This window comes from Vreelandella alkaliphila (assembly GCF_016107625.1).
Classification (GTDB): Bacteria; Pseudomonadota; Gammaproteobacteria; order Pseudomonadales; family Halomonadaceae; genus Vreelandella; species Vreelandella alkaliphila.
The window spans coordinates 39960-64619 of sequence record NZ_JABASV010000014.1; the positions used below are offsets into that span (position 1 = coordinate 39960).

The window sequence follows — 24660 nt, forward strand, 5'->3', positions numbered from 1 at the left end:
TAGTTGAGAAGCATGACGTCGACAAAGCCAGCGGGCCTATTCGGCCGTTGCCAGCAAGCTGGCGTTGCCACCCGCTGCGGTCGTATCGATGCACAGATGACGTTCCACCACGTAGCGATCTGGTGAAATGGTCTGAGTCTCGAGCGGCACGATGGCACCGTCGCGCTTAGCGAGTGCTATCCGCAGTTCATGCGTCCAATTACTTTTGCCAGCCGCGGCGACGGCGGCGATCCCTTGAACCTCGCTTAGTGTATCTGCTGTGATGCTACCGTCGAGCCCAATCACGGGCGCGCCAGCGTCGACCAGCGGCTGGACGGCTTGAGCTGCGCCTGGTGCGATCACTACTGCCGTACAGCCCGCGCCAAGCGCCTGTACTGCTTGGGCAGCGGCGATATCCAGCGTTGGCCCAAGGCACAGAACAGCGCCTTTTGGATACATCGCCAAGCGGTTGCTTTCCCCTGTGGGTCCTGGAAGCGTCTGCGGTGTCATGTCGAGGGCCGCTGTCTCGTTAAGGGCCTTGCGGATCACACCGCCTTTGCCGGAGAGTGCCTTGCGGAGTACCTCGATTCGATTAGGTCGTACCGCCCAGTTCCGCGCATCTAGCCTATCTAAAGCCGATTGAAGGTCGCTGAGTGAGATGGTTTTCCCCTCAGGAGCCTTGTGGTGCTCGGCGGTGGCAGTGCGGCGGAAGCGAGTGACATAGAGCGGGCCACCGGCCTTGGGCCCGGTGCCCGAAAGGCCTTCGCCCCCGAATGGTTGGGAGCCGACAATGGCGCCGATTTGGTTACGATTAACATAAACGTTGCCGACATGGATGCGCTCGACGATTTGCTGCACACGATCATCGATGCGGGTATGCAGGCCGAAGGTCAGTCCGTAGCCTTTGCCATTGATGTCGTCGACCACGTTGTCGATGTCTCGCGCCTTGAAAGTAGCCACGTGTAGAACCGGGCCGAATATCTCGCGTTCGAGATCTGCAATGCCCCCAACCTCAATGACCGCGGGGGTGACGAAAGTGCCGGTTTCTGGTGCGGACAGTTTCTTCAACACCTTACCTGTCTTCTCGTGCGCTGCTACGTAGTCGCTTATCTCGGCTTGGGCGTCGGCGTCGATCACTGGTGAGACGTCGGTGTCAGTATTCCAAGGATCGCCGATGGTGAGCGAGTCCATGGCGCCATAAAGCATGTTGAGCAACCGGTCGCGCGCCTCTTCCTGCACATACAGCATGCGTAGCGCTGAACAACGCTGCCCAGCCGATTGGAAGGAGGAGATTAAGATATCGCGGACTGCCTGCTCGGTCAGCGCCGTAGAGTCCACAATCATCGAGTTGAGGCCGCCGGTTTCGGCAACCAGTATCGCATCGGGTCCTGCGTTCTGCGCCAGGGCTTTGTGGATAATCTGTGCCACGGGGGTCGAGCCAGTGAAGCAGACACCAGCGATACGTGGATCGCTAGTCAGCGGGCCACCCACCGTGGGCCCATCGCCAGGCAGCAGTTGAAGTGCTGCTTCTGGAAGGCCAGCCTCACGCATCAACTCGACGGCGCGGGCGGCGATCAGCGGCGTTTGCTCGGCGGGTTTGGCAAGTACCGCGTTGCCAGCCACCAAGGCTGCGGCGATCTGCCCGGTGGTGATGGCCAGTGGGAAGTTCCAAGGGCTGATGCAGACGAAGATACCGCGGGCGCTACCGGGTTCTTCCGCTTCCAGCCGCTCACCCTCATTGGCGTAGTAGCGTAGGAAATCCACCGCTTCGCGCACTTCAGCGATGCCATCAAACATCATCTTACCGGCTTCGCGGGTGGTGATCACGGTCAGCTCAGCGATATGTTCTTCATAGAGATCCGCGGTACGACGGAGCACTTCGGCACGCTCGGCCACAGGACGTGCTGACCACTCACGAAAACCTTCCTCTGCAGCGTCGAGAGCGGCCGCTACCTCTTCAGGGGTGGCCTCATGCACCTTGCCGATAATACGCGAGCTGTCGGCGGGAGAGACTGCATCGCGAGCTGGGCCTTGGGGAGCAGGATTTCCCACTAGCATGGGGCCTGCTGTCCAGGTCCTGTCAGCAAAGGTTTCCCGCGAATTAAGCAGAGGCAGGATCGAGGCGGGTTCGTTGATACGATAACCCTTGGAGTTCTTGCGATCTGGCGCAAACAGCTCGCCGGGCTGACGGATTAACGGGCTTGAGATGGCGTCGCCAAGCTGTTTAAACCCTTCAACTGGATCCCTTGATACTTCGCTCGGGGGAATCGAGCTATCCACCACCTGGTTGACGAACGAGGAGTTAGCGCCATTCTCTAGTAGGCGACGCACCAGGTAGGCCAGCAGGTCGCGGTGAGCGCCGACCGGGGCGTAGATGCGGCAGTGCGTGCCCTCAGCCTCTTTAACGATGTGGTGCAGCGATTCGCCCATGCCATGCAGGCGCTGAAATTCGTAGCTGTCCTTGTCATCGCCTGCCATGGCCACGACGGCGGCGCAGGTATGGGCATTGTGTGTGGCGAACTGTGGATAGATGCGGTCGCGCCGGTCGAGCAGCATCTGAGCGCAGGCCATGTAGCTGACATCGGTATTGACCTTGCGGGTGAAGACCGGGAAGGTTTTAACGCCCATCTCCTGGGAGAGCTTGATTTCGGAATCCCAGTAGGCGCCCTTGACCAAACGCACCATGATCTTGCGGCCGAACCGCTCGGCAAGTTCGTAAAGTGTCTCTATCACCGGCGCGGCGCGGCGCCCGTAGGCTTGTACAACGACCCCGAAGCCGTCCCATCCATTGAGGCTGGGGTCGGACATCAGTGCCTCGATCACGTCGAGTGACAGATCCAGTCGATCCTGCTCTTCTGCATCGATATTGAAACCGATATTGGCTTTGGCCGCTTGTTTTACCAGTTCCAACGCACGGGGTACGAGCTCTGCCATTACCGTGTCACGGTGGGTGTACTCATAACGCGGATGTAGGGCTGATAGTTTCACCGAGATACCAGGACTCCCACGTACATCGCCCTTGGCTTGTTTGGCGATTGCAGTGATCGCCTTGGCATAAGCCTCATGATAGCGGACGGCATCCTCATCTGTGCGAGCCGCCTCGCCAAGCATGTCGTAAGAGTAGGTGTAGCCCTGTTTCTCAAGCTCGCGGGCATTCTTCATGCCTTCTTCGATGGTCTGGCCGAGTACGAACTGGCGGCCGAGAATCTTCATCGACTGACCAACCGCCTTTCGCACTACCGGCTCGCCCATGCGGCGTACTAGGCCACGTAGCGCCCGGGTTGGGCCCTTGGGATCCTCTTCCAGTACTTTACCGGTTAGCAACAGCGCCCAGGTCGAGGCATTAACCATCGATGAGGACGATTTTCCCAGGTGCGCGCCCCAGTCGGACGGCTCGATTTTATCGTGGATCAGGTCGTCGATGGTTTCCGCATCAGGCACGCGCAGCAGGGCTTCTGCCAGGCACATCAGGCCGACGCCCTCGGTGGTTGAGAGGCCGTACTCAGCGAGGAACGCCTCCATCATCGAGGGAGACCTTTCTTTGCGAACACGCTCCACGTAGTTGGCACCGGCGGCAGCAACTTTGCGTCGGTCATCCTCTGATAGCTTGATGCGTTCGATCAGCTCATGCAGCACCGCTGCTTCATCGGCGTCATAGTTGCTGCGGATGCGTGAGCGAAGATCGCTCACGTCGCTATGCAAATTAAGATTAGCTTTGTTCATGATGGGTCTCTCCTTGCAAGCCGACACATAGCGTAGATGTATCGACTTAGATCTTTTACTTTTAATGGCTCACTAGCGATCAATACCTGAGACTTTTCGTCAGACGCTATTTGCCCCATTCACTCATCGCCTAGTGCCAGAAGCGACGCGTTGCCACCCAGTGCGGCGGTGTTGTTGGTGATCGTTTTTTCAGTCACAAAGCGTTGTAGATAATGCGGGCCACCCGCTTTGGGGCCAGTGCCAGAGAGGCCCTGTCCACCAAAGGGTTGAACACCAACCACCGCGCCGATAATGTTGCGGTTGATATACACGTTGCCCACTCGTATTTTCTGCGCTATTTCAGCGGCAAATGACTCATTGCGGCTGTGCACCCCAAAGGTTAGGCCATATCCGCGACCATTAATGTCATTGATTACGCGGTCAATGTCGCGAGACTTATAACGGACAATGTGCAGAATGGGGCCAAACTGCTCCCGGGTAAGCGAGTCAATGCTGTCGATGACAAAGGCGGTGGGCGCGACGAAGGTGCCATGTTGGGTTTGTTCTGCCGCCATCGGTGTTTCCGCGACTAAGCGATTTTCACTCCTCAGCTTTTCTATATGCGCCATTAGACCTTTACGTGCGTCGTCATCAATCACCGGGCCCACATCGGTGCCTAAATCTCGTGGATCACCAATACGTAGCTCGTTCATAGCGCCTTTTAGAATTTCAATGACGCGGTCGGCAATATCGTCTTGTAAGTAAAGAACTCGGAGCGCGGAACAACGCTGACCGGCACTTTGGAACGCAGATTGAATCACATCGACAACGACCTGTTCAGGCAACGCAGTAGAGTCGACAATCATGGCGTTCATGCCGCCCGTTTCGGCAATTAGCGTTGGCAGCGGTGCATTTTCGCGGGCTGCAAGAGCGCGGTTGATTATCTGCGCTGTATCAGTGCCGCCGGTGAATACAACACCCGTAATGCGTGGGTCAGAGGTTAAGACGCTACCTACTGTGGGGCCGTCGCCAGGCAGTAACTGAACCACATCACGCGGCATGCCCGCTTCGTAAAGCAACTCAATAACGCGGTGAGCAACGATCGAGGTTTGCTCTGCTGGCTTGGCGAGTACGGTGTTGCCAGCAACGGCGGCGGCGACAACCTGACCGCAGAAGATTGCTACTGGGAAGTTCCAAGGGCTGATTGCCGCGAATACCCCCTTACCACTCATCATCAAGCGGTTGGATTCACCGGTAGGGCCTGGCAGTTCAATCGGCTGACCAAAGGCTTCTTCAGCGCGCATGGCATAGTAGCGGCAGAAATCGACAGCTTCCTTGATCTCGTCGACACCATCGGTGAGTAACTTACCGCCTTCTCGTGAACAGAGCGTCATCAGCTCTGCCATGTGCTCTTCCATCAAGTCGGCTAAGCGGCGGAGAATATCAGCGCGCTCGGTTACCGGAGTCGTTTCCCAGCGTGGGAACGCTTGCCAGGCTGCATCGAGTGCTTTGGCGGCCTGCTCCTTGCTAGTCCACTGAATGCTGCCCACGGTTTTGCGACGGTCAAAAGGCGAGGTGACTGGGTGGATATTCATGGCATCGTCGGCAACATCAAAGGCCAGCAAAGGTTTTGCCAGGTACTGCTTATCCATAAACGAGCCCATCTTGTCCATTAACGGATAGAAGTGGCTGCGAATATTAAGATTGACCCCGCGAGAGTTGCGGCGTTTTGGCCCATAGATATCTTTCGGCAGCGGAATGCGCTTATTGGCAAACGTTTTATGCTGACGAAGCGTTTCAATTGGGTGTTGGCACAGTGACTCTACAGGGACTTCTGGATCGACAATTTGGTGAACGAAAGAGGAGTTCGCGCCATTTTCAAGCAGGCGACGTACCAGGTAGGGCAGTAGGTCTTTATGGGCACCAACTGGGGCATAAATTCGGCAGTAAGTGCCTTTTGGCGCGCGTGCTAGGGCTGCGTCATAAAGGGCTTCGCCCATGCCATGTAAGCGCTGGAATTCAAACGGGCGGCTATCTTGATTGGCGAGTTCAAGAATCGTCGTGACGGTGTGGGCGTTGTGCGTTGCGAACTGAGGGAAAATACGCCCACGCGTATCATTGGATAGCAGGAACTGTGCGCAGGCCAAGTAAGCTACGTCTGTACATGCTTTACGGGTAAATACAGGATAACCATCTACCCCCAGCTGTTGGGACTCCTTGATTTCGCTATCCCAATAAGCGCCTTTAACCAAACGTAGCGGAATTTCGTCGCCTTGTTGTTCAGCCAGACGGTTAATGAAGTGAAGTACCGGCAACGCACGTTTCGAATATGCCTGAACGACAAGGCCAAAGTGCCCCCATCCCTTCACTGCATCACTTTCATATATCGCGCGGAAAACGTCGAGAGAGAGCTCTAGGCGATCCACTTCTTCAGCATCGATTGTCACTGCTACGTCGAGTTCACGAGCCTTAGTGACTAGCTTAATAACCGTATCGACTAGTTCGGTAAGTACCTGCTCGCGGCGACCAAACTCATAGCGGGGGTGGAGAGCAGATAACTTAATAGATACTGATGGTGCAGGGGTTTTATCACCCAGTGTTTTGCAGGCTTTGCCTACCTGCTCGATTGCGCGAGCATAGTCATCATAGTAGCGCTTGGCGTCGGCACGGGTGCGCGCTGCCTCACCCAACATATCATAGGAGTAGGTATAGCCTTTATTGAAGAGCGGTTTAGAGCGTTTTAGTGCTTCATTAATATCGCGCCCTAACACGAACTGTTTGCCCATGATTTTCATCGCTTCCATCATGGCGCGACGAATAACGGGTTCACCCACTTTATTAACCATGCGGTTGATGAAGTGAGCAGGTTGGCCCTCTTTTGGGTGATCGAGCTTTAACACATGCCCGGTCATCAATAGGCCCCAGGTTGAAGCATTTACCATCCATGATTCGCTTTTACCTAAGTGGGACTTCCAATCGGCAGGGCCAAGTCGGTCTTCAATTAGCGCATCGGCGGTGGCTGTATCTGGGATGCGTAGCATGGCTTCGGCTAAACACATCAGCATTAAGCCTTCATGGGTATCCAAACTGTATTGCTGCAGTAGTTCGTCAATCGTATCGACAGCAGTGTCCATTTTGCGGACATCACGCACCAGCGCCGCTGTATTCGATTCAATTCGTGCAAAATCGTCACTGTCAGCGTTGAGAACCTTGATTAGCTCACTGACGAAGGCATCCTCATCGACAAGATAGTGATCACTGATACGCTCCATAAGCGTATCAAGATCAGTTTGCCAGATGACAGGGTCACGCATTTTCTTGGCATTGAGCATTGAGGCCCCCATAAGTCTAAACAGAAAGCGAAAAGCTGAATCAAATAACCGAAATAAAGCGATGGTAGGGCGCTGTGCCCAAGATAACGGTCGAATGTAGAGCGAGCTGCCATTAGGTGTATGTCGTTTTCATGGCAAAACGTGTCAAATTCTCGGTAAGAAACGCTTTTTAAGACTTTAGTTTAGTCTCTAAACGGCTGCCAACACGCAAAATAGCGAGTCATGTGCCTAAGCTAACTGCTCCATCACTAGCGAAATGAGAGTGCGCCAGTCTTAACGCTTGCTCCTGAAGAGGGCGCGGAAGATGCTAACGAGGTTGCACCGGATGTTGAAGACGGCGCTAAGTGGGTAGCCGAATCGAGCGGTGTATTGGTTGCGCCTACTCCTTGGCGTAGCTGGCGGGGAGACAAGCCGTAACTACGCCGAAAAGCATGCGAAAGAGCGCTTTGATTTGCAAAGCCTGTTTGAATGGCTATGTCAGTGAGTGGTAGACGGCTTTGTAATACAAGCTGCCGGGCTGCGTGTAAGCGTTGGCGTCGTACATACTGCCAGGGCGATAGGCCCGTTTGGACGCGAAAGCGTTCAGAGAAATGTGCCTCACTGAGGCAGGCCAATTTTGCTAAATCAGCTACTCTCAGCTCATCGGCCAAGTGGTGGCGAATAAATCGATCGATTTGATCAAGGTTGAGCCGCCGTTGTGATGCGCTTTCTGATGCGCCCAGACGAGCCTTTAATGAACCTAACAACGTGGCAGCAAGACGATCTTGCTGGAAAGACATTGCCGACGTGTCAAATCCTTGGGCGAGCTCGCTTTCTACGAAAGCAAGGTAGTGGCGCAATGGATTGTCGAGTGCAAAAAAACGCGGCGCATCAAACAGTGCTACTAATTCGCGGTGTTCGCCCGTTAAGGCAGGTGCATCTTCAGGCAGGTCCAGTATCAGTTGACGATTGTAGCCGTTACCTGAATAGAAGTGTTCATGATTCGCGGGAACAATGCAGCCTGAAAATGCGTTTACCCGGCCACCTAGGCCTTCAATCTCAAATTCTGAAGAGCCGCACAGCGTAATGACTATTTGGTGAAAATCGTGGGAGTGATGCTTTGTGGCACTTTCTAAAGGGATTTGACGAATAGTACTCGGCATGAGGTCTCCTCGGCACTACTGGCCTGTTTACCGCTGGCGCAGCGCTGTGTGTGCCGCTAAATGATCACGTAATGCTTTCAGTTCCGCGTAACCCTCTTGGTTAAGTAACGGTTTGCTTCGAGCAATTTGCCAATGGCGCCCGTGGATGTCCATTAAATGTGATGCACGACGGCGGACATTATCCAGGTACTCATCGTGGCGAATGGGGTAGCCAATGATGGCATTCCACTCCGTTTCGCTGATGCTGCTTTCCAGCGCTTTGTCGAACAAATTGATCAGGTCGTTAGGCTCAGTGCGGTAGCGTGGCGTACCTACGGTCATTAATATTACCAGCACGCCACCTATTACCAGCAAACAGACGCCAAACACTAATAGGTACAGCGCCATACTACACTCCCTGCAAAATCAGTATCAGCATTCGTTTAACAATGCACGACAGTATACGCCTGCTGCTCGTTAAGACGAAAATTTTGCAGTTTTGCGAACTTTTCCCCTGCAAGGTGTCAGAGTGTGTACAGGCAACATCGCGATAGCAGTCGTTAATAGTGTTGTTCTGGCTATTGTTTTCGATCCCTTGCTTCCGCTGCTTATCAAGCAGCGGTTTTTTTTTGCTTATCAATCGGTCGTTTTCTGACGTAGTACGGCAATAGATAGTACGGCGATAGGTAGTACGGTGATAGTTAGTGTCGACGAATCGTTAGCAGCGCCATTAAGATGTCGCGGCGCGTGACAATCCCCACTAGGCGTTGCTGCTCCACAACGGGATAAACCTTTGGTTTTGCTCCGAGCATTTCCTGTGCTAAGTCGGTGATACTTTTATTGGGCGTTGTGGTGAGCACGTCTTGGCGCATTAACTCACGTACCAGCGGCGCTTCATCATCGTGGTAGATGCTGTCCAATACGCGACCCATCACATCCTGTTCGGATATAAAACCAATCAGCCGATCAGACGCATCTACCACTGGAGCGCCTGGTAAGCGATGCAATGCCAAACCTTGGGCTAAGTTGGTGATAGAGGTTTGGCCAGTGACGCGGTAGCAGTCCCGTGACATGACATCGCGTACGGTATCGGGGGTTCTATTATTCATCTTGACACTCCTTGACGTAATACGCGCAGTTTCACTCTTAAAGAGAGTAGAGCAATAACCGCTTGTGGCATGAAAGCCATGAATCACAAGAGCTATGAGTCACAAGAGCCATGAGCCACGAGACCTATAATTCTATTAATGTAGAAGATTTAACTCACCCTGCGTTGTCCTTATTATTGATACATTCAACGCTTTGCTTCATTTCAGAAGCTGCAAGGAGTCAGTATGGACGCACGTGAATACCTCAATCGCAAAGGCGTTGGCATAGAAAGAGACCCTGAACGGCCCAACACATTAGAAGAAAAAGCGTGGGAGAGAGCTCGTGGGGCAGGAAGCCAGCGTCCAAAATCCGGTACACCACATGATTGGGAAGACTGGGAGCGCCATCACGATGATTTGGCAGACGGCGCGGAAACGTTAGAGCAGAAAATTGATAAAGAGGCTCACCAAAAAGCACTAGCTAAAGAGAAGCAGCAAGCTAAGCAAGCGCAAGCGGCGGTAGAGCACTTTACGCCTACCGCGCAAACAAATGAGGCTGATAGTGCGCTTAAGCATCAAGCCCCATCACCCATTGCTTCTGAAGCAGCGCCAGCATCGTCTCAACCGTCATCGGTTCTGTTTGCCTACCGCGCGCTAGCTGTTTTGCTACCGCCTTTGGCCGTTGGGTTAACAGAGGGCGGGGCAAAACGTGTTGCTCTTAGTGTTGTATTGACGTTGTTGGGCTGGCTTCCTGGCGTAGTGCATGCGTTTATATGGTTAAAAAAGCACTAAGCTAGCGATTCTTCGTCTAGCCCATTGGCAGTTGTTGTGAAGCGCGTATAATCCCTGTCAACTTTTCTTTTTGGTGGGGTTTACTATGGGCTACCTTGTTGGCGTGACGGCGCTGTGGGCGTTCTCATTCTCGTTGATTGGTGTATATCTGGCAGGCCAAGTAGACAGCTACTTTGCGGTGCTTGTACGGGTAACGCTCGCCATGCTGGTGTTCCTGCCATTTTTACGGCCCAGCTTGCTGCGTGGAAAACAGCGTTTAGCGTTAATGGCGCTGGGTGCGGTGCAGTTAGGTGTCATGTACACCTTCTTCTATCACTCGTTTTTACTGCTATCGGTTCCTGAGGTTCTGTTATTCACGATTTTCACGCCAGTTTATATTGCACTTCTAGATGACCTAATGTTTAAGCGCTTCACGCCTATTTATTTAGTAACCGCACTATTGGCGGTGATCGGAGCAGGCGTCATTCGTTACGATGGTATTGATAGTGGGTTCTGGATGGGCTTTTTGGTAGTGCAGGGGGCTAATCTCTGTTTTGCGTTAGGTCAGGTTGGCTATCGTCGTCTCGCAGCCGATTTGCCGCCCACCTTGGCGTGGCATAACGTTTTTGGCTGGTTCTTTATCGGCGCAATGCTAGTGGCACTCCCTGCCTTTTTGCTGTTTGGTAATGCGGCAGCGCTGCCCAGTACACCGGTGCAGTGGAGTGTATTGGCATGGCTTGGGCTAGTCGCTTCTGGCGTGGGTTATTTCGCTTGGAACCAAGGAGCCACTAAGGTCGATGCAGGAACGCTGGCAATAATGAACAATGCGCTGGTGCCCGCTGGTTTGGTGGTTAATCTGGTGATTTGGAACCGGGATGCAGATATAGGCAAGCTACTATTGGGCGCCGCTATCATGGCCGCTTCTCTGTGGTTAAATCACTGGTGGTTGCAGCGTCGTCGCGCTATATCTGTCTAACTAATTCAAGCTATTGTTTTTGCCCAGAGTAGCCAGCGGTTTCGCGTTGCGCTGGGCAATTTGCTCGACACCCTCATACTCTCCATAATGTGGGCTGATGCCAGCGAGAGTTGTCCATGTCTAACACCCCATCGTCAGGTTTAGCACCCTTGAGCCAGGCCGAACGCACGCAGCCTTTAGAAGAAGCGCCCCTTAAAAAAGCGACGTCCTCTAAAGCGACGTCCTTTAAAACAATCGGCTTAATCGGCCGTTTAGGCAGTGACAAAGTGGTCGATTCGCTTAAGCGGTTGGTCAGCTATCTAGTTGCCCACGATTATAAAGTTCTGATTGAAGACCGGACCGCAACGGTGTTACCGAACCATGGACTGCCTGAAGCCAGCCGCCGCATGCTGGGGGAGCTGTGCGATTTGGTCATCGTTGTAGGGGGGGATGGTAGCCTTCTCGGGGCTGCCCGCACGCTATGTCTTAGCGGTACGTTGATGTTAGGCGTGAACCGGGGGCGGTTAGGCTTTTTAACGGATATTTCTCCTGATGAACTAGAAAGTCGGGTTGGCGAAGTGCTGGCGGGAGAGTTTGAAGTTGAAGAACGTTTCTTGCTAGATGCCGTGTTGTACCGAAACGGTAAAGCGGTGGGTAGCGGTGCTGCGCTCAATGAAGTGGTGGTTCATCCAGGTAAAGCGGTGCGTATGATTGAGTTCGAACTGTTTATTGATGGGCAGTTTGTGTATAGCCAACGTAGTGACGGCTTAATTATTGCCACGCCCACTGGCTCAACTGCCTATGCACTTTCTGGCGGCGGGCCAATCATGCACCCCAAGCTGGATGTAGTGACGTTGGTGCCCATGTTCCCCCATACGCTGTCGAGTCGTCCTATTGTGATTGACGCTGCCAGTGAAATCCGTGTTCACATTGGTGAAACCAATCAGACCTATCCCCATATCAGCTGCGACGGACAAACTCGTGCCGTGGCTAAACCTGACGATGTGCTCGTTATTCAACGAAAACCAGAGCGCGTTCAGCTCGTGCATCCTATTGGGCATAACTTCTATGAAGTGTTGCGCAGTAAACTCGGCTGGAGCCATCGGCTAGGGGATTAATATGGAGGGCTACGATTTAATCGGGGATGTACATGGCTGTGGTGCAACACTGGCAGCGTTATTAGAGCGGCTTGGCTATCATCAACGGGGTGGGGTGTATCGTCACCCACGACGAAAAGTGATCTTTTTAGGTGATTTAATTGATCGTGGCCCCCGTATTCGTCTAGCGGTTACCATCGCGCGCAGAATGGTTGAAGAGGGCGAAGCATATATTGTCATGGGTAATCATGAATATAATGCCCTGGCCTATACGCACCCTGCGCCCCCTGGTAGCAACAAGCGCTGGCTGCGCGAACATACGCCGCGCCATAATCGTATTATTGAAGACACGCTGGCTCAGTACCGCGATTATACAAACGAGTGGGAAGACACCCTGGCGTGGTTTAAGACTATTCCGCTATGTCTGGAGCTGGATGGGATTCGTGTGGTGCATGCCTGCTGGGATGACGAGTTGATTCGACAGCTCAAACAGCGTGCGCCCAACGCCTGCATGGACAACCACTTTCTGGTTGAGTCCACTGACCCCTCTACACAAGCCTTTCGTATACTTGATCGCCTAACCCGTGGGCCTCATATACCGTTACCAAAAGGCATTGCGATACACTCAGGCGATGGCTTTACTAGGCAGAGTTTTCGTGCGCACTTTTGGTCAGCGAACCCCCAGCAGTGGGGGGACGTGGTATTTCAGCCAGATAACCTTCCTGGTGACTTAGAGACCAGAGCGCTGACCGATACTGAACGTCAGCGCCTTAGTTATTACGGCCCTGAACAGCCACCTTTATTTATTGGCCATTACTGGTGCGAGGGTATTCCCGCCTTACCAGCACACAACATTGCCTGCTTGGATTATAGTGCGGTGAAATTTGGCCGTTTAGTGGCTTATCGCTGGAGCGGAGAAGCGCGGCTCAATGCCGATCATTTTGTGTGGATACAGGTGCCGAAAGAGGAGCGTGCACTGCCTAAACCGTGGGAAATAGATTTTGATTAATAGCGATATTTTTCAGCTTTACACACGGTTACATATTTTTTTCAAAATAGCTGAACTAACGGTGTTGTCGGTTATCAGAGTAAGTGTTCCCTTGAATGATCCCTTGCTTTTTGATCCGGCGGCCCCCTCCGCCGGATTTTTTTCGTCTATCCGTTGGTGACGCGGCGTAACGTTACGCCGATTCTTATTGGTTGAAAGGAACCTGCCATGCATCCAGTAATGCTTTTACCCACGGGCGCGGACACAAAAGAGCTGCGTAAAGCGCTATGGCACTACCGCATTGGTCACCGCATTACCGATGAAGCAGATGGCCAGTTGCTATGGGTTGCCGACCCGCGCCAGCATGATGAAATGAGATCGTTGGTGAGTCGCTGGGAGCGAGGTGAGCCTCTGATTACGACGACTGTTCGACCCACCCACCGAAGCGGGATGAATCGTTTGGTGCCGATGTTGCGCCAAGTGCCGGTTACAGCGCTGATGATTGGTATTAGCCTATTTGTTTTTGCCCTAACAGGGGTATTTGGCGACTTACTAATTGTAGGGCTCACCATCGTGCCAGTGGGCGTTTCAGGTGGGCAGCTCGTATATGGCAACCTTAGTGACACAATAACGTCTGGCCAAGTATGGCGCTTACTGTCGCCTGCGTTTTTACACTTTGGCTGGATGCATTTGATCTTCAACCTGATGTGGGTATGGTACTTCGGGCGTCAAATCGAGCAGCTTCAGGGTAGTCGTACCATGCTGCTACTGCTTCTGGTTGCCGGTATTGGCGCTAACATTGCGCAATATGTCACTGGCACAGTGCTGTTTGGCGGTATGTCGGGTGTGGTTTACGCCTTGCTGGCCCATGTGTGGCTGATGTCCTATCGTGCCCCGCAAAGCGGATTTTTCGTCCCCCAGATGCTAGTCGTCTTCATGCTGGGCTGGATGGTGTTCACCATGACCGATATTGCCGGTAGCGTGGGCTTTGGCAACGTAGCGAATGAAGCGCACTTGGGCGGGCTGCTCGTGGGGCTGGTCACAGGCTGGTATTATTCATCCAAACGAAGCAAACATTAAAGGTGCCTACGATGAGTGACATGACCTTCGATAAAATGATTAACCAAATGACGCCCGCCATTTATGAAAGCCTTAAGCAGGCAGTGGCGTTGCGCAAATGGCCCGATGGCCGGTATTTAACGCCAGAACAGACCGAGTTGTGCCTGGAGGCGGTGATGCGTTTTGAGGTGGAGAATAACGTTCCTGAAGAGAGCCGTGTCGGCTATCTGGAGCAGCGTACCTGTGGTGCTGGCGCGACCGGTGCCGGTGTTTCCCCTGAAATGGCAGGCCTTGCCCGGGATGCTACGCGTGACTGATGATCTGTTTGCCTCGGTAGCATCCCCGGTGCAAGGATGTTTGCAAAAAATGGCGGCTGACTTACCTAGCCGCCAAGATGATCGGGTGGTGTATCACCTTCGCGCGGGCGACCATCGAATACCACTGAATGAGCGTATCGGCTCACCGATGCGACTTGCCTGGAGCGGCGCTATTGCTTGTACCCACTGCGGGCGGGCAACCAAAAAAAGTTTTGCTCAAGGCTACTGTTACCCCTGCTTTAAGCGTTTAGCCCAGTGTGATACATGCATTATGAAACCCGAGACGTGCCACTATCATCAGGGCACCTGCCGGGACCCCGAGTGGGGTGAAAAGCACTGCTTCCAGCCACACATTGTCTACTTAGCGAACTCATCCGGTTTGAAGGTAGGTATCACCCGCAAAACGCAAATGCCAACCCGCTGGCTGGACCAAGGGGCCATTCAGGCATTGCCCATTCTTGAGGTAAATACCCGGCAACAGTCTGGTTTTGTCGAAATGCTCTTTAAAGAGCAGGTGGCCGACCGAACTAACTGGCGTGCCATGCTTAAAGGCGAGGTGAAGCCATTGGATTTGTGCGCAGAGCGTGACCGTCTTTTTAACCTGTTAGCCGATGGGTTAGGGCAGTTACGTGACGTGCACGGTGCGGATGCCATTCGTACCCTGGATGAAGCGCCACTGGACTTTCATTATCCCGTGGCGACTTTTCCGAGTAAGGTGACGTCCCATAACTTTGATAAGCAGCCGCTGATTGAAGGTACTCTTCAAGGTGTAAAAGGGCAGTACCTGATCTTTGATACCGGGGTTATTAATCTGCGTAAATTCACCGGTTACGAAATCGCTGTGGAGTAGCCCTCGCTATATCTCCTAACGCGGGCTTTTAACTGATGATAACTGCCTATCTTCGCTATCCTGCCTAGCTAGAGTCGCTTTTGTTAACTAAGGTTATCTGGGGTGAATCCCGTTATCGCCTTACGCAACGCAAGGAAGCCTCAATGCCATGGCTAAAACTGCTGCACATCGCCGCGCTAGTTACCTGGTGCGGCGCGCTTCTCTATTTACCCGCTCTGCTTTTGCATGCGCTCCAGCTGCGTAAAGACGCTGGATTCGCGCAAGGCACGCCTCCCATACCACGTTTCTTCTATAACTCCATTGCAACACCTGCTGCCTTGGTCGCCATCGCGTCGGGCACGCTGCTGTTTCTGCTGCATGGCCTTCTCGGGGGGTGGTTAATTCTTAAACTAGGTGCCGTGGTGCTAATGGTGGCTGCTCACGGCTGTTTCGGCTGGCTGATTTTGCGGCTGGAAATGGGGATTTTCAAAGGCGTAAAAGTTGCCAGTCTATGCGCCTTAATCCTCGCGTTAACGGGGATATTGGGTGTGCTTGGGTTTGTGCTCTCCAAACCGCTGGCTTGGAGTTAACGCGATGAAGATTATTCCCTTAAGTGCCAACACTACTATTGCCGACATTGCACTGTTAAGGCGACTTCTCAACGTCGACGCCGACAGCATGCTCGTATACCAACTGGCCGCCCAGCCAGCCTGCCAGCGCGATCAGGCAGGCAGTGACCAGCGAAATGGCCAGCCCCCAGGGCAGTACCGCGCCAGGTTCATTAAAGCGCAGAAGCCAATTAAGCGACGCCAGGGAAAGCATAACAACGGCCACAATCGCGTGGCTCCAGCCGGTGATCAGGCGGCGGATCCGCGCCATGGTGACCAGGTCAATAATGCCCGCTACCGAAGCAATCCAGCCGCCAAACGCGCCTACCCCCGCCAACCACAAACCGCTGCGCAGCCAGAATGGGTCTTGGGTATACCAGTAAGCCAGGTCGCTGGCGACCAGCGCCATCAGTGCGGCCACAGGAAAGTGGATCATCACTGGGTGAAGCGGATGGCCAGCCAGCGCGGCACGGCTTTTTATCGAGCGTTGGGGAGTAAGTGTCATGGTCACTTCCTGTGGTTAGACAAAGCGAAAAAGTCATTCAGACCAACGGCATGCCAGGAAAATTGCAAATGAGGGAACGTAATGGCGTAACGTCCACCATCATTTCATATTTATCGTCGCGATGGGGCCAGCGAACAGCATGCTTGCTTGGGACTTTCTTACTGGTGAGCTTAGCGGGCTGCACAGGTGATAGATCTATCTTAGACCCTGCTGGGCCTGCTGCGCGAGACGTGCGGCTAATTTGGTGGGTAATGCTCGGATTTGCCACCCTTGTACTGATTGGGGTGACAGCTCTTTGGCTTTACGCCTTTAAACCAAGAAATGTGGAACGCACACCTGCCCAGGAGCGCCGTATCGCTCGCCGATGGATTATTGGCGGCGGCATTATGTTGCCTGTGGCCAGCATTACCGCGCTGCTACTGTTTGGCGTTCCCGCCGGCCAGCAGATGCTAACGCTACCCATGAGCGAACCGCCAGAAGTTATCGAGGTGATTGGCCATCAGTGGTGGTGGGAAGTGCGCTATCCCGATGCTGAAGGCGGTGAGGTTGTGACCGCTAATCAACTGGTGATGCCTGCTGGAGAGCCAGTAGATTTTCATGTCAGTGGTGCCGATGTGATTCATGCGTTTTGGGTGCCCCGGCTGGGGGGGAAAATAGATATGTTGCCGGGTCGCGTAAATAAAATTCGTTTACAAGCCGATGAGCCCGCGGTGTTTGGTGCGCAGTGTGCCGAACTTTGCGGCGTGGGCCATGCCCATATGCAATTGCATGTGGAGGCCTTGCCACGCAGCGAGTTCGAGGCATGGTTAACTGCAAGACAAGAGGCGACGCTTAGCGAACTGGCCGTTGCCGATGCTACTTACGACGACGCGCGAGATGCTTTTATGGCGCATTGTGCCCGCTGCCACCAGGTAGAGGGCGTTAGCCAAGGGGGCATTGGGCCAACGCTTTCAGATGTGGGCGGTCGCGCCACGCTAGGCGCGGGGGTGATTGCCATGGAAGAGGGGGCGGTGAGTCGCTGGTTGCAGCATCACCAAACGCTAAAGCCAGGCAATAAGATGCCTACCCACAGTGAAATTGAAACGGACACCTTGGATGCCCTGGGTGCTTGGCTGGAGGCCTTGTCACCATGAAGAGTGTCAATCAAGAAGCCATTGAGCATGACCCGCAGCAATTGCACGAAGACTTGCACACCATTTGGGGGAACCCCAAAGGTCTAAGGTCCTTAACTATCGTCAACCACACCACGCTTGGCCTACGTTTTATGGTCACGGGGATGGTGTTTTTCCTGATTGGCGGCATTTTAGCAATGCTGGTGCGAACCCAGTTAGCGATGCCCGACCAAAACTTTATGTCGCCAGACATTTATAACCAGGTCACCACCATGCATGGCACGGTGATGATGTTTCTGTTCGCTATTCCTATGCTGGAAGGGCTGGCGATTTACCTGATCCCAAAGATGATTGGTGCCCGCGACCTGGTCTGCCCTCGGCTAACATCACTTGGCTATTTCTGCTATTTATTTGGCGGGATTATTCTTACTTCCAGCCTGATTATTGAAATGGCGCCTTCCAGCGGCTGGTTTATGTACACCCCGCTTAGTAGCAAAGAGTTCGCGCCTGATCTGGGCTCGGATTTTTGGCTGTTAGGCATCACGTTTGTGGAAATTTCCGCAGTGTCTGCGGGTGTCGAGTTGGTAGTGTCGATATTGCGTACTCGCACTCAGGGCATGGCGCTGCATAAAATGCCGTTGTTCGCTTGGTATATCTTGGCCATGGCGCTGATGATCGTGGTGGGGTTTCCACCGTTGATACTTGGCAGCGTTTTACTGGAACTTGAGCGCGCCGTGGGTATGCCATTTTTCCAGATTGCGGGAGGCGGCGACCCCATCCTGTGGCAGCATCTGTTTTGGCTGTTTGGTCACCCTGAGGTCTACATCATCTTTCTACCTGCCGCGGGCATTGTTTCCACGCTAATACCGGTTTTTGCCGGGCGGCCTATTGTCGGTTATGGGTGGGTGGTAGCTGCCATCGCTATTATGGGCTTTATCAGTTTTGGGCTTTGGGTACACCACATGTTTACAGTGGGTATCCCGCAGCTGGCTCAGGCATTTTTCTCGGCGGCTAGCATGCTGGTGGCGGTACCAACGGCGATTCAGGTGTTCGTTTGGCTGGCTACCCTTTGGCTAGGTAAACCTAAAATGAAACTGCCCATGCTTTGGGTGATGGGCTTTTTGATTATTTTCGTTTGCGGTGGCTTAACCGGGGTGATGTTGGCGCTAGTGCCATTTAACTGGCAGGTGCACGATACCCACTTTGTGGTGGCCCACATGCACTATGTATTGGTGGGAGGCATGTTCTTCCCACTCATTGCCGGGCTTTATTACTGGTTGCCGCTATTTTCCGGGCGTATGCCATCTGAAAGCCTCGGGCGTTGGGGGTTCTGGCTAACCTTTTTAGGCTTTAACGGTACGTTTCTGATTATGCATTGGACGGGCCTTTTAGGTATGCCAAGGCGTGTTTATACCTATGAGGCTGGCTCCGGGTGGGAGATTTATAACCTGCTCTCATCCGTCAGCAGCTTTGTGCTATCGGCGGGTATTGCCATGGTGTTGCTGGATATCGCGCTGCACTTCCGGTTTGGTAAACCCGCCAAACAGAACCCATGGAATGCCGATACGCTGGAATGGGCTAACTCGATGCCCCCAAGCGCTTATAACTTTGTCAGCTTACCTACTGTAGAAACACGGCATCCGTTGTGGGATGACCCGAATTTGCCACATACCATGGCGAAGGGTATGCACGGCTTAGCGGTGGCTTCCCACGGCCGGCGTGAAATGTGGGGCACCGACCCGATTACTGGCAAAGTGCGCGAAATCATTCACCTGCCTGGTAACTCTTGGTGGCCGCTGTTTGCCGCAGCAGCGCTGGCAGTGGTGTGCATTAGTTTATTAACCCGTGTCTATGCGCTAGCGGGCATCTTTGTAGTGATTGCTGGCGTGTTTCTACTGCGCTGGTCGTGGGAGAACGGTGCACACCCGAATGCGGCTCCTGATGCCGGCGTGAAGCCAGGCGATCCGCCGCTCCATTCACGTACGATGGATGGCCCTGGGCTTTGGGCAATGGCGGTGTTTTTAATTGCCAACGGTTCGTTCTTTCTTTCCTATCTGTTTGGCTGGTTTTATCTATGGACTGTTTCGCCTGAGTGGCAAATGCCAGATACACCGCCTCTGTCTCTGCTGATAACGGGCATAGCTGGCGGGGCGGTTTTAGCGGGGTGCGTGGTGGTAGAGAAGCTGGTGCGCGGGCTGCGTCAGCAGCGTGATGCAGGGTTAAGAGCAAGTCTCTATTTAGCCGCTGCGTTAGGCGCGCTTCAAGTGGGGCTCGCTGGCTGGGCGCTGTGGCGAGCCGATCTTTCACCAACCCAAACCACCCACGATGCGGTGATGCTGGTGGGGCTTGTTTACGCGCTTTTTCATGGTGGCCTAGCGGTTATTTTAACGGTGTTGCAAGGCATGCGCGTTGGTTATGGCTACGTGGGTGCGCATGCGCCGTTTGAACCCGCCGTAGTGGCACTACTTTGGCGCTATAACGTGGTCACATTCTGGTTGTTAGTCGGGGCGTTGGCGATACTGCCTCGGGTGATAGGAGGATAATGGTGATGGTACGACTACATTTTACTCATCCCATCCACTTAATTATCGGACTAACGCTATGGAGCCTATGGTTTGTGGCGGTTTATAGCGGCCTTTCAGTAGCCTGTGCGGTGGCGCCACCATCGCCAGAAGCGGGAGCGCTTACAGGTCTTAATGCCGCGCTAGGTGGTGTTAGTCTTATTACTGCCGTAGGGCTTGTGGCGCTTGCCTGGGGGAGTTGCCAAGTGGCGAAGCAGCATCAAGGCCGTCAGCGCTTTCATGCCACTGTCTCGGCGTGGCTATATTTGTTTTCCGCTTTCGGTGTGGTGTTTGCGGGTATGCCGATTATCAGTGTGCCGCCTTGTCTATAAGTCATAACACCCACGTTAGCTCGATGCCAGAAGACGATAAAACATCTAGCCATAACAATCCCCTCTATACCCTGCATGGTATGTGGTGTACCAGCTGTGCTCTGGCAGTAGAGGGGGCGCTAGCACGTCTGCCTGGGGTCATCGACGTTAGCGTCCACTACCCCACGGCAACCGTGTGGGTGAAAGGTGCGCGAGACGCAGTCGATCTGACGGAGCTTGCGCCGGTAGTCAAACGGTTGGGCTATCGGCTAACTGAATTAGAAGCTGTTGATGATGCCCATGATCGTCTTGAGCAGGAGAGCCGCTACCTTACCTTGCGGTTGTTAGTAGGCGCGGCTTTCGGTATGTGGACCATGTTGGCATCACTGCTTATTTATGTGGGAGCGCTACCGAGCGCATCGATAGAGCAAGTAGTGGCGTGGATATCGGGTGCATTTGCGCTACCCGTAGTGGTGTATTCGGGCTTGCCGTTTTACCGAGCAGGCTGGCGCACGTTACTTGCCAAACGCCCAGGGATGGATGTGCTGGTTAGCCTTGGCGCGGTCGGTGCAATGAGTGTGTCGATTGGGTTGTTGTGGCGCGGCTCGTCGGAGGTGTATTTCGATACGGCGGTTATGCTGATTGTGCTGTTGCTCGTTGGGCGACTGGTAGAAACGCTGTGCCGACACCGTGGACTGAAAGCGCTGGATGCACTGGCGTTGCCAGATGCGGCTATAAGCGCTTGGCAAAAGGGGGCCTGGGTCTTACTTCCTATTAATAATGTGGCCGCGGGTACGCGCGTTAAGCTAGCGCCGGGGGAGTTAGTGACGCTTGATGGCATTCTTGATGCTCCCGGTTGGATTGATAATGCCTCTCTGACCGGTGAAAGCTTGCCACGTCACTTCACTGCAGGGCAGAAAGTGTATGCCGGCTGCCGCTACCTAGGCACGACGCCACTGATAATGCAGGTCACTGCGGGGGTTGGTAAACGCCGATTGGATCGACTGCGTCATGAAATGCGCCGCTATCAGGCCCAAAAAGGGCAACTACAGAAACTAGCCGACCGTTTTGCCGCCTGGTTAAGTCCTTTGGCACTTGTGCTCTCGCTAGTGACGCTGCTTGGTGCGCTACTCGTTGGATTGGGCTGGGAGGATGCATTGGTGCGTGCGCTCTCAGTGCTCGTGGTGGCATGCCCCTGTGCCGTTGGGCTGGCGGTGCCTTTGGCTAGTCTTGCCGGTAGCGGTCAGGCTATGCAACAAGGTATTGCGCTGCGTGACCCCGCCGCGCTAGAAATCTTGGCGCGTATTCGTTCAGTAGCGCTGGATAAAACCGGAACCTTAACGACAGGATGCCATGCGGTACTGCACTGGCAAGCACGGGGTGGCATGGATGAACACAAGCTGCAGCACAAGCTCACCAGCGCTGTTGCCGGGAGCGAACATCCGTTGGCGCAAGCATTGGCGCGCTGGTCTGGTGGCCAAGATCAACACAGCTTTCAGCCTTGCATAGAAGATGTTGATGAATTCCCCGGGGAAGGACGCCGTGTTCGCCTTGTAAACGGTGGATGTCTGATGATAGGTAGCGTCGGTTGGCTGACACGACAGCAGGTTGATGTTCCTTCCCAAGCGGAAGAGGCCGCGCTGGCTTTTGCTTCCCAAGTAATGCTGGCGGATGAGTCAGGCTGGCTGGCGACGTTCTACCTGACCGATCAACCCGTCGACGATGCGGAGCTAAGCGTGAAGCACCTGCTAGGTTCAGGTTATCTGGTTGCAATGATCAGTGGTGATCGACAGGGCGCGGTTAGTTGGTTAGGCGAGCGTGTTGGTCTGGTGCGCGAAGCTTGCTATGCCCAGCGCTCACCGGAAGCCAAGGCACGGCTATTACGTGGGTTACCATCGCCAACACTGTTTGTGGGAGATGGCCTAAACGATACGCTAAGCTTGGCGGCAGCAGACGCTGGCATTGCCCCAAGGAGTGCCAGCGAAGCTGCCCGCGAGGGAGCATCCGCCCAACTCATGACGCCAGGGATTGGTGGGGTAGTGAAATTGCTTAGCATTGCCAAGCGTACGCGGCGCGTTATGGAGCAAAATCTTTTCTTCTCGGCACTCTATAACACCCTGGCACTTGGCGTGGTGGTCGTCATGGCCATACCACCGTTGATCGCAGTACTCGCCATGGCAATAAGCTCGCTCAGCGTGACGCTTAACGCCGCACGATTAGCATGGTCAGAGCCGGATAGTTAAACGGCGGGTAGTTCTCGTTCAATGCTTAGGGAAGCCGTAAATGAGTAAACAGGCTTTGCATAGCCGGTGACAGTGATGCTTCATCGCGATAGCACAAGCACAGCTGCCGTTTGGCCCACGGGTCGTTTAGATTCACAACGCTAAGGTCGTAACGCTGTAGCCATTGTTGCGCAATGCCTTTAGGAATAATGGCGATGCCTACTTGGTGGGCTACCAAATTGCACAGCTCACCAAATCCTTTCATGCGTATCCGTAGGGTTAATGAAGCCCCAAGCTGGCGAGCCTGCTCTTCGATTTGAGCTTGCAGCGCACTTTCCTCGCTCAATCCAACCATTGGCAGTCCAACAACTTCGTGAAAGCTAATCCGTGATTGGTTAGATAGTGGATGCCCTTTGGCCACCAGAACGACTAAATGGTCAGGCACCAGAACGTCGCGTTTTAAGTCCTCTGCGTTAACCACATCGGTGATGATCCCCCCCCTCAATAATGCCGGCCTGGATTGATTGAATGATCGCTAGGCTGGTTCGCTCCTTAACGTCCATATGCAGCGAAGGGTGGGCTTGTAACCAGGGCGCGAGCTTGCCAGGTAAAAACGAGGCAAGTGCAGCAGTATTGGCATGTAGTCTTAGCGTTCCTGACAGCCCCTTAGCAAACGCCTTAAGCTCACCGCGCATTTTTTTATGCTGCAGCAACATTTGCCGAGCGTGGTGGGCTAGGGCTTCTCCAGCCTCTGTTGGCATAACACCGCGGGGGTGGCGTTCAAGCAGTTTGACGTCAACATCAGCCTCAATACGGCGCAGGCGTTCACTGGCAGAACCCAAGGCTAGGTGAGCATTCATGGCCCCTTGAGTGATGCTACCTGCTTCAACAATGCACAGAAAAAGATGAAGGTCTGATAAATCCAAGCGCATAAAAGCTCCTATTTCACCCTAAGGCTGAGCCGAAGCCTGAGAGGAAAATACCTGATTGTGGCGGGGTTCCAGCCGCGCTTCAATGTCGCCATGACAAACGATATTGCTACGCTAATTTGGTTGTTGGGCGCATTCCTGCTGGCAGGCTTGGTCAAAGGGGTAACCGGAATGGGGCTGCCTACCGTTGCTATGGCTCTGCTGGGGGCGCTTTACTCTCCCGTTGTTGCCGCTGCATTATTGATAGTGCCCTCGTTAATTACCAATATTTGGCAGTTTTTGAAGGGCGGTTATCACTGGCACGTTCTAAGCCGCTTTTTTAGCATGATGCTTGGTATTCCCGTCGGCGCCTTTTTGGGTGCGCCGCTATTGAGCCAGCTTGACGCAGATTGGGCAGCGTTTAGTCTGGGAAGCGCCTTAATGCTCTATTCCATATACTCTTTTTGGGCGCCTGTGATTAATATTCTGCCCAAGTATGAGTCCTGGTTGTCACCCATTATCGGCCTTTTGACTGGATGGATTACAGGGGCAACAGGTGTGTTTGTACTTCCAGCAGTGCCTTATTTGCAGGCACTTGGGATAGAAAGGAACGAACTGATCCAAGCATTGGGACTCTCGTTTACGGTTTCTACCCTGGCGCTACTCAGCAGCCTAGCGGTGCAACACTCTTTGGAAACCGTGCACCTGACGCTTTCGCTGTACGCGGTACTCCCTGCATTAGCCGGTATGTGGTTGGGGAGCTTAATTAGAAACCGTATATCGACAGTGCAGTTTCGTTGCTGGTTTTTGCTAACGTTGTCGCTGTTGGCCGTAGACCTGATGTCACGGCCCTTTCGCTAAGTACTTGTGCGTCAGCAATAGCCAAGTGCCACCTTTAGCCGTTCCGCATGAGCAGCAACCCAGTGAGGATCTATCGCCCCCCAGTCACGTATCTGGTAGTGGCCAATATTATGGCGTTCACCTTCACCTTTCTCGAATACGCACTCGATATCCAGCTCCGCAAGTGAGGCGATAGTATCCTGCGCGGTACGACGAGGCATACCGGTGGCCTCAATTAACGCTGGTACGCTTGCGACGCCTTGCTCAATTAAATGCGCGACATATAAGCGGCGGTAAAAACTTGATTTGGTCTTGCTAAGCGATGTCATTGAATTTCCTTTGGCGGGAAGCTACT

Annotated in this window: 22 protein-coding genes; 13 read left to right on the plus strand and 9 right to left on the minus strand. The window is 53.7% G+C overall.

The window, feature by feature from the left end; translation table 11 throughout:
* Positions 1–36: 36 nt before the first annotated feature.
* From putA (JFC11_RS16795) to JFC11_RS16815, 5 genes are all read right to left on the minus strand, one after another.
* A complete protein-coding gene (gene putA, locus JFC11_RS16795; RefSeq protein WP_198350113.1) occupies positions 37–3702 on the minus strand; it encodes a bifunctional proline dehydrogenase/L-glutamate gamma-semialdehyde dehydrogenase PutA in 3666 nt (1221 codons plus the stop codon).
* 119 nt (positions 3703–3821) lie between these two features.
* Positions 3822–7013, minus strand: coding sequence for a bifunctional proline dehydrogenase/L-glutamate gamma-semialdehyde dehydrogenase PutA (gene putA / locus JFC11_RS16800; protein ID WP_095604614.1), 3192 nt, complete (start codon positions 7011–7013; stop codon positions 3822–3824).
* A gap of 248 nt (positions 7014–7261) precedes the next feature.
* The gene (locus JFC11_RS16805) at positions 7262–8155 is read right to left on the minus strand and encodes an AraC family transcriptional regulator (RefSeq protein ID WP_038483117.1); all 894 of its coding nucleotides are present in this window, start codon (positions 8153–8155) and stop codon (positions 7262–7264) included.
* Positions 8156–8182: 27 nt separating this feature from the next.
* The gene (locus JFC11_RS16810; RefSeq protein ID WP_038483121.1) at positions 8183–8542 is read right to left on the minus strand and encodes a hypothetical protein; all 360 of its coding nucleotides are present in this window, start codon (positions 8540–8542) and stop codon (positions 8183–8185) included.
* Between the two features lie 293 nt (positions 8543–8835).
* Positions 8836–9243, minus strand: a complete 408-nt coding sequence (locus JFC11_RS16815; RefSeq protein WP_038483124.1) for a CBS domain-containing protein — start codon at positions 9241–9243, stop codon at positions 8836–8838.
* A gap of 225 nt (positions 9244–9468) precedes the next feature.
* On the opposite strand from JFC11_RS16815, the gene JFC11_RS16820 reads away from it, so the two are divergent.
* From JFC11_RS16820 to JFC11_RS16855, 8 genes are all read left to right on the plus strand, one after another.
* Positions 9469–10014: a YqaE/Pmp3 family membrane protein gene (locus tag JFC11_RS16820; protein ID WP_038483127.1), complete on the plus strand. Its 546-nt coding sequence runs from the start codon at positions 9469–9471 to the stop codon at positions 10012–10014.
* Positions 10015–10099: 85 nt separating this feature from the next.
* On the plus strand, positions 10100–10969 hold the full coding sequence (locus tag JFC11_RS16825; protein WP_038483130.1) for a carboxylate/amino acid/amine transporter: 870 nt from the start codon (positions 10100–10102) through the stop codon (positions 10967–10969).
* A 116-nt stretch (positions 10970–11085) separates the two neighbouring features.
* Positions 11086–12066 (plus strand): NAD(+) kinase, encoded by a 981-nt coding sequence (locus JFC11_RS16830; protein WP_038483133.1) that lies wholly within the window; start codon positions 11086–11088, stop codon positions 12064–12066.
* A 1-nt stretch (position 12067) separates the two neighbouring features.
* A complete protein-coding gene (locus tag JFC11_RS16835) occupies positions 12068–13054 on the plus strand; it encodes a metallophosphoesterase (RefSeq protein ID WP_038483136.1) in 987 nt (328 codons plus the stop codon).
* 207 nt (positions 13055–13261) lie between these two features.
* Positions 13262–14113, plus strand: a complete 852-nt coding sequence (locus JFC11_RS16840) for a rhomboid family intramembrane serine protease (RefSeq protein ID WP_038483139.1) — start codon at positions 13262–13264, stop codon at positions 14111–14113.
* A gap of 11 nt (positions 14114–14124) precedes the next feature.
* Complete coding sequence (locus JFC11_RS16845; protein WP_038483142.1) at positions 14125–14409, plus strand: YeaC family protein; 285 nt, start codon at positions 14125–14127, stop codon at positions 14407–14409.
* The gene (locus JFC11_RS16850) at positions 14393–15259 is read left to right on the plus strand and encodes a DUF2797 domain-containing protein (RefSeq protein WP_038483145.1); all 867 of its coding nucleotides are present in this window, start codon (positions 14393–14395) and stop codon (positions 15257–15259) included. The genes JFC11_RS16845 and JFC11_RS16850 overlap by 17 nt, the downstream gene beginning before the upstream one ends.
* 143 nt (positions 15260–15402) lie before the next feature.
* Complete coding sequence (locus JFC11_RS16855) at positions 15403–15828, plus strand: CopD family protein (protein WP_038483148.1); 426 nt, start codon at positions 15403–15405, stop codon at positions 15826–15828.
* Positions 15829–15883: 55 nt separating this feature from the next.
* Here the strand turns inward: JFC11_RS16855 and JFC11_RS16860 are convergent, their stop codons facing one another.
* Positions 15884–16351, minus strand: coding sequence for a DUF2231 domain-containing protein (locus JFC11_RS16860; protein WP_198350114.1), 468 nt, complete (start codon positions 16349–16351; stop codon positions 15884–15886).
* A gap of 68 nt (positions 16352–16419) precedes the next feature.
* Between JFC11_RS16860 and coxB the strand changes: the two genes are divergently transcribed.
* The 4 genes from coxB to JFC11_RS16880 are packed head-to-tail and all read left to right on the plus strand — an operon-like array spanning position 16420 to position 22578.
* Entirely contained in the window at positions 16420–17484 is a 1065-nt protein-coding gene (gene coxB / locus JFC11_RS16865) for a cytochrome c oxidase subunit II (RefSeq protein WP_198350115.1), read from the plus strand.
* Positions 17481–20006 carry a cytochrome c oxidase subunit I gene (gene ctaD, locus JFC11_RS16870; protein WP_198350116.1) on the plus strand — a complete coding sequence of 842 codons (2526 nt, stop codon included), beginning with the start codon at positions 17481–17483 and terminating at the stop codon, positions 20004–20006. Before coxB ends, ctaD begins: the two co-directional genes overlap by 4 nt.
* Positions 20007–20011: 5 nt before the next feature.
* Positions 20012–20356 carry a hypothetical protein gene (locus JFC11_RS16875; RefSeq protein ID WP_198350117.1) on the plus strand — a complete coding sequence of 115 codons (345 nt, stop codon included), beginning with the start codon at positions 20012–20014 and terminating at the stop codon, positions 20354–20356.
* A gap of 23 nt (positions 20357–20379) precedes the next feature.
* Positions 20380–22578 carry a heavy metal translocating P-type ATPase gene (locus JFC11_RS16880; protein WP_198350118.1) on the plus strand — a complete coding sequence of 733 codons (2199 nt, stop codon included), beginning with the start codon at positions 20380–20382 and terminating at the stop codon, positions 22576–22578.
* A 25-nt stretch (positions 22579–22603) separates the two neighbouring features.
* Here JFC11_RS16880 and JFC11_RS16885 read toward each other — a convergent pair whose 3' ends face one another.
* Together JFC11_RS16885 and JFC11_RS16890 are read right to left on the minus strand one after the other, a co-directional pair.
* Positions 22604–23038 (minus strand): LysR substrate-binding domain-containing protein, encoded by a 435-nt coding sequence (locus JFC11_RS16885; protein WP_198350119.1) that lies wholly within the window; start codon positions 23036–23038, stop codon positions 22604–22606.
* Entirely contained in the window at positions 23031–23489 is a 459-nt protein-coding gene (locus JFC11_RS16890) for a LysR family transcriptional regulator (protein WP_198350120.1), read from the minus strand. Before JFC11_RS16890 ends, JFC11_RS16885 begins: the two co-directional genes overlap by 8 nt.
* A 57-nt stretch (positions 23490–23546) precedes the next feature.
* Between JFC11_RS16890 and JFC11_RS16895 the strand changes: the two genes are divergently transcribed.
* Entirely contained in the window at positions 23547–24326 is a 780-nt protein-coding gene (locus JFC11_RS16895; RefSeq protein ID WP_198350121.1) for a sulfite exporter TauE/SafE family protein, read from the plus strand.
* Between the two features lie 11 nt (positions 24327–24337).
* Here the strand turns inward: JFC11_RS16895 and JFC11_RS16900 are convergent, their stop codons facing one another.
* Complete coding sequence (locus tag JFC11_RS16900) at positions 24338–24634, minus strand: winged helix-turn-helix domain-containing protein (RefSeq protein ID WP_198350122.1); 297 nt, start codon at positions 24632–24634, stop codon at positions 24338–24340.
* Between the last annotated feature and the right edge of the window lie 26 nt (positions 24635–24660).

Bases quoted from the DNA above. Each gene is read 5' to 3' on its own strand.
- putA (WP_095604614.1), bottom strand. From the start codon at position 7,013: ATGCTCAATGCCAAGAAAATGCGTGACCCTGTCATCTGGCAAACTGAT.
- JFC11_RS16850 (WP_038483145.1), top strand. From the start codon at position 14,393: ATGCTACGCGTGACTGATGATCTGTTTGCCTCGGTAGCATCCCCGGTG.
- JFC11_RS16835 (WP_038483136.1), top strand. From the start codon at position 12,068: ATGGAGGGCTACGATTTAATCGGGGATGTACATGGCTGTGGTGCAACA.
- JFC11_RS16825 (WP_038483130.1), top strand. From the start codon at position 10,100: ATGGGCTACCTTGTTGGCGTGACGGCGCTGTGGGCGTTCTCATTCTCG.
- JFC11_RS16855 (WP_038483148.1), top strand. From the start codon at position 15,403: ATGCCATGGCTAAAACTGCTGCACATCGCCGCGCTAGTTACCTGGTGC.
- JFC11_RS16845 (WP_038483142.1), top strand. From the start codon at position 14,125: ATGAGTGACATGACCTTCGATAAAATGATTAACCAAATGACGCCCGCC.
- JFC11_RS16830 (WP_038483133.1), top strand. From the start codon at position 11,086: ATGTCTAACACCCCATCGTCAGGTTTAGCACCCTTGAGCCAGGCCGAA.
- coxB (WP_198350115.1), top strand. From the start codon at position 16,420: ATGAGGGAACGTAATGGCGTAACGTCCACCATCATTTCATATTTATCG.
- JFC11_RS16820 (WP_038483127.1), top strand. From the start codon at position 9,469: ATGGACGCACGTGAATACCTCAATCGCAAAGGCGTTGGCATAGAAAGA.
- JFC11_RS16805 (WP_038483117.1), bottom strand. From the start codon at position 8,155: ATGCCGAGTACTATTCGTCAAATCCCTTTAGAAAGTGCCACAAAGCAT.
- JFC11_RS16875 (WP_198350117.1), top strand. From the start codon at position 20,012: ATGGTACGACTACATTTTACTCATCCCATCCACTTAATTATCGGACTA.
- ctaD (WP_198350116.1), top strand. From the start codon at position 17,481: ATGAAGAGTGTCAATCAAGAAGCCATTGAGCATGACCCGCAGCAATTG.
- JFC11_RS16810 (WP_038483121.1), bottom strand. From the start codon at position 8,542: ATGGCGCTGTACCTATTAGTGTTTGGCGTCTGTTTGCTGGTAATAGGT.
- putA (WP_198350113.1), bottom strand. From the start codon at position 3,702: ATGAACAAAGCTAATCTTAATTTGCATAGCGACGTGAGCGATCTTCGC.
- JFC11_RS16890 (WP_198350120.1), bottom strand. From the start codon at position 23,489: ATGCGCTTGGATTTATCAGACCTTCATCTTTTTCTGTGCATTGTTGAA.
- JFC11_RS16815 (WP_038483124.1), bottom strand. From the start codon at position 9,243: ATGAATAATAGAACCCCCGATACCGTACGCGATGTCATGTCACGGGAC.
- JFC11_RS16840 (WP_038483139.1), top strand. From the start codon at position 13,262: ATGCATCCAGTAATGCTTTTACCCACGGGCGCGGACACAAAAGAGCTG.
- JFC11_RS16860 (WP_198350114.1), bottom strand. From the start codon at position 16,351: ATGACACTTACTCCCCAACGCTCGATAAAAAGCCGTGCCGCGCTGGCT.
- JFC11_RS16880 (WP_198350118.1), top strand. From the start codon at position 20,380: ATGCCAGAAGACGATAAAACATCTAGCCATAACAATCCCCTCTATACC.
- JFC11_RS16900 (WP_198350122.1), bottom strand. From the start codon at position 24,634: ATGACATCGCTTAGCAAGACCAAATCAAGTTTTTACCGCCGCTTATAT.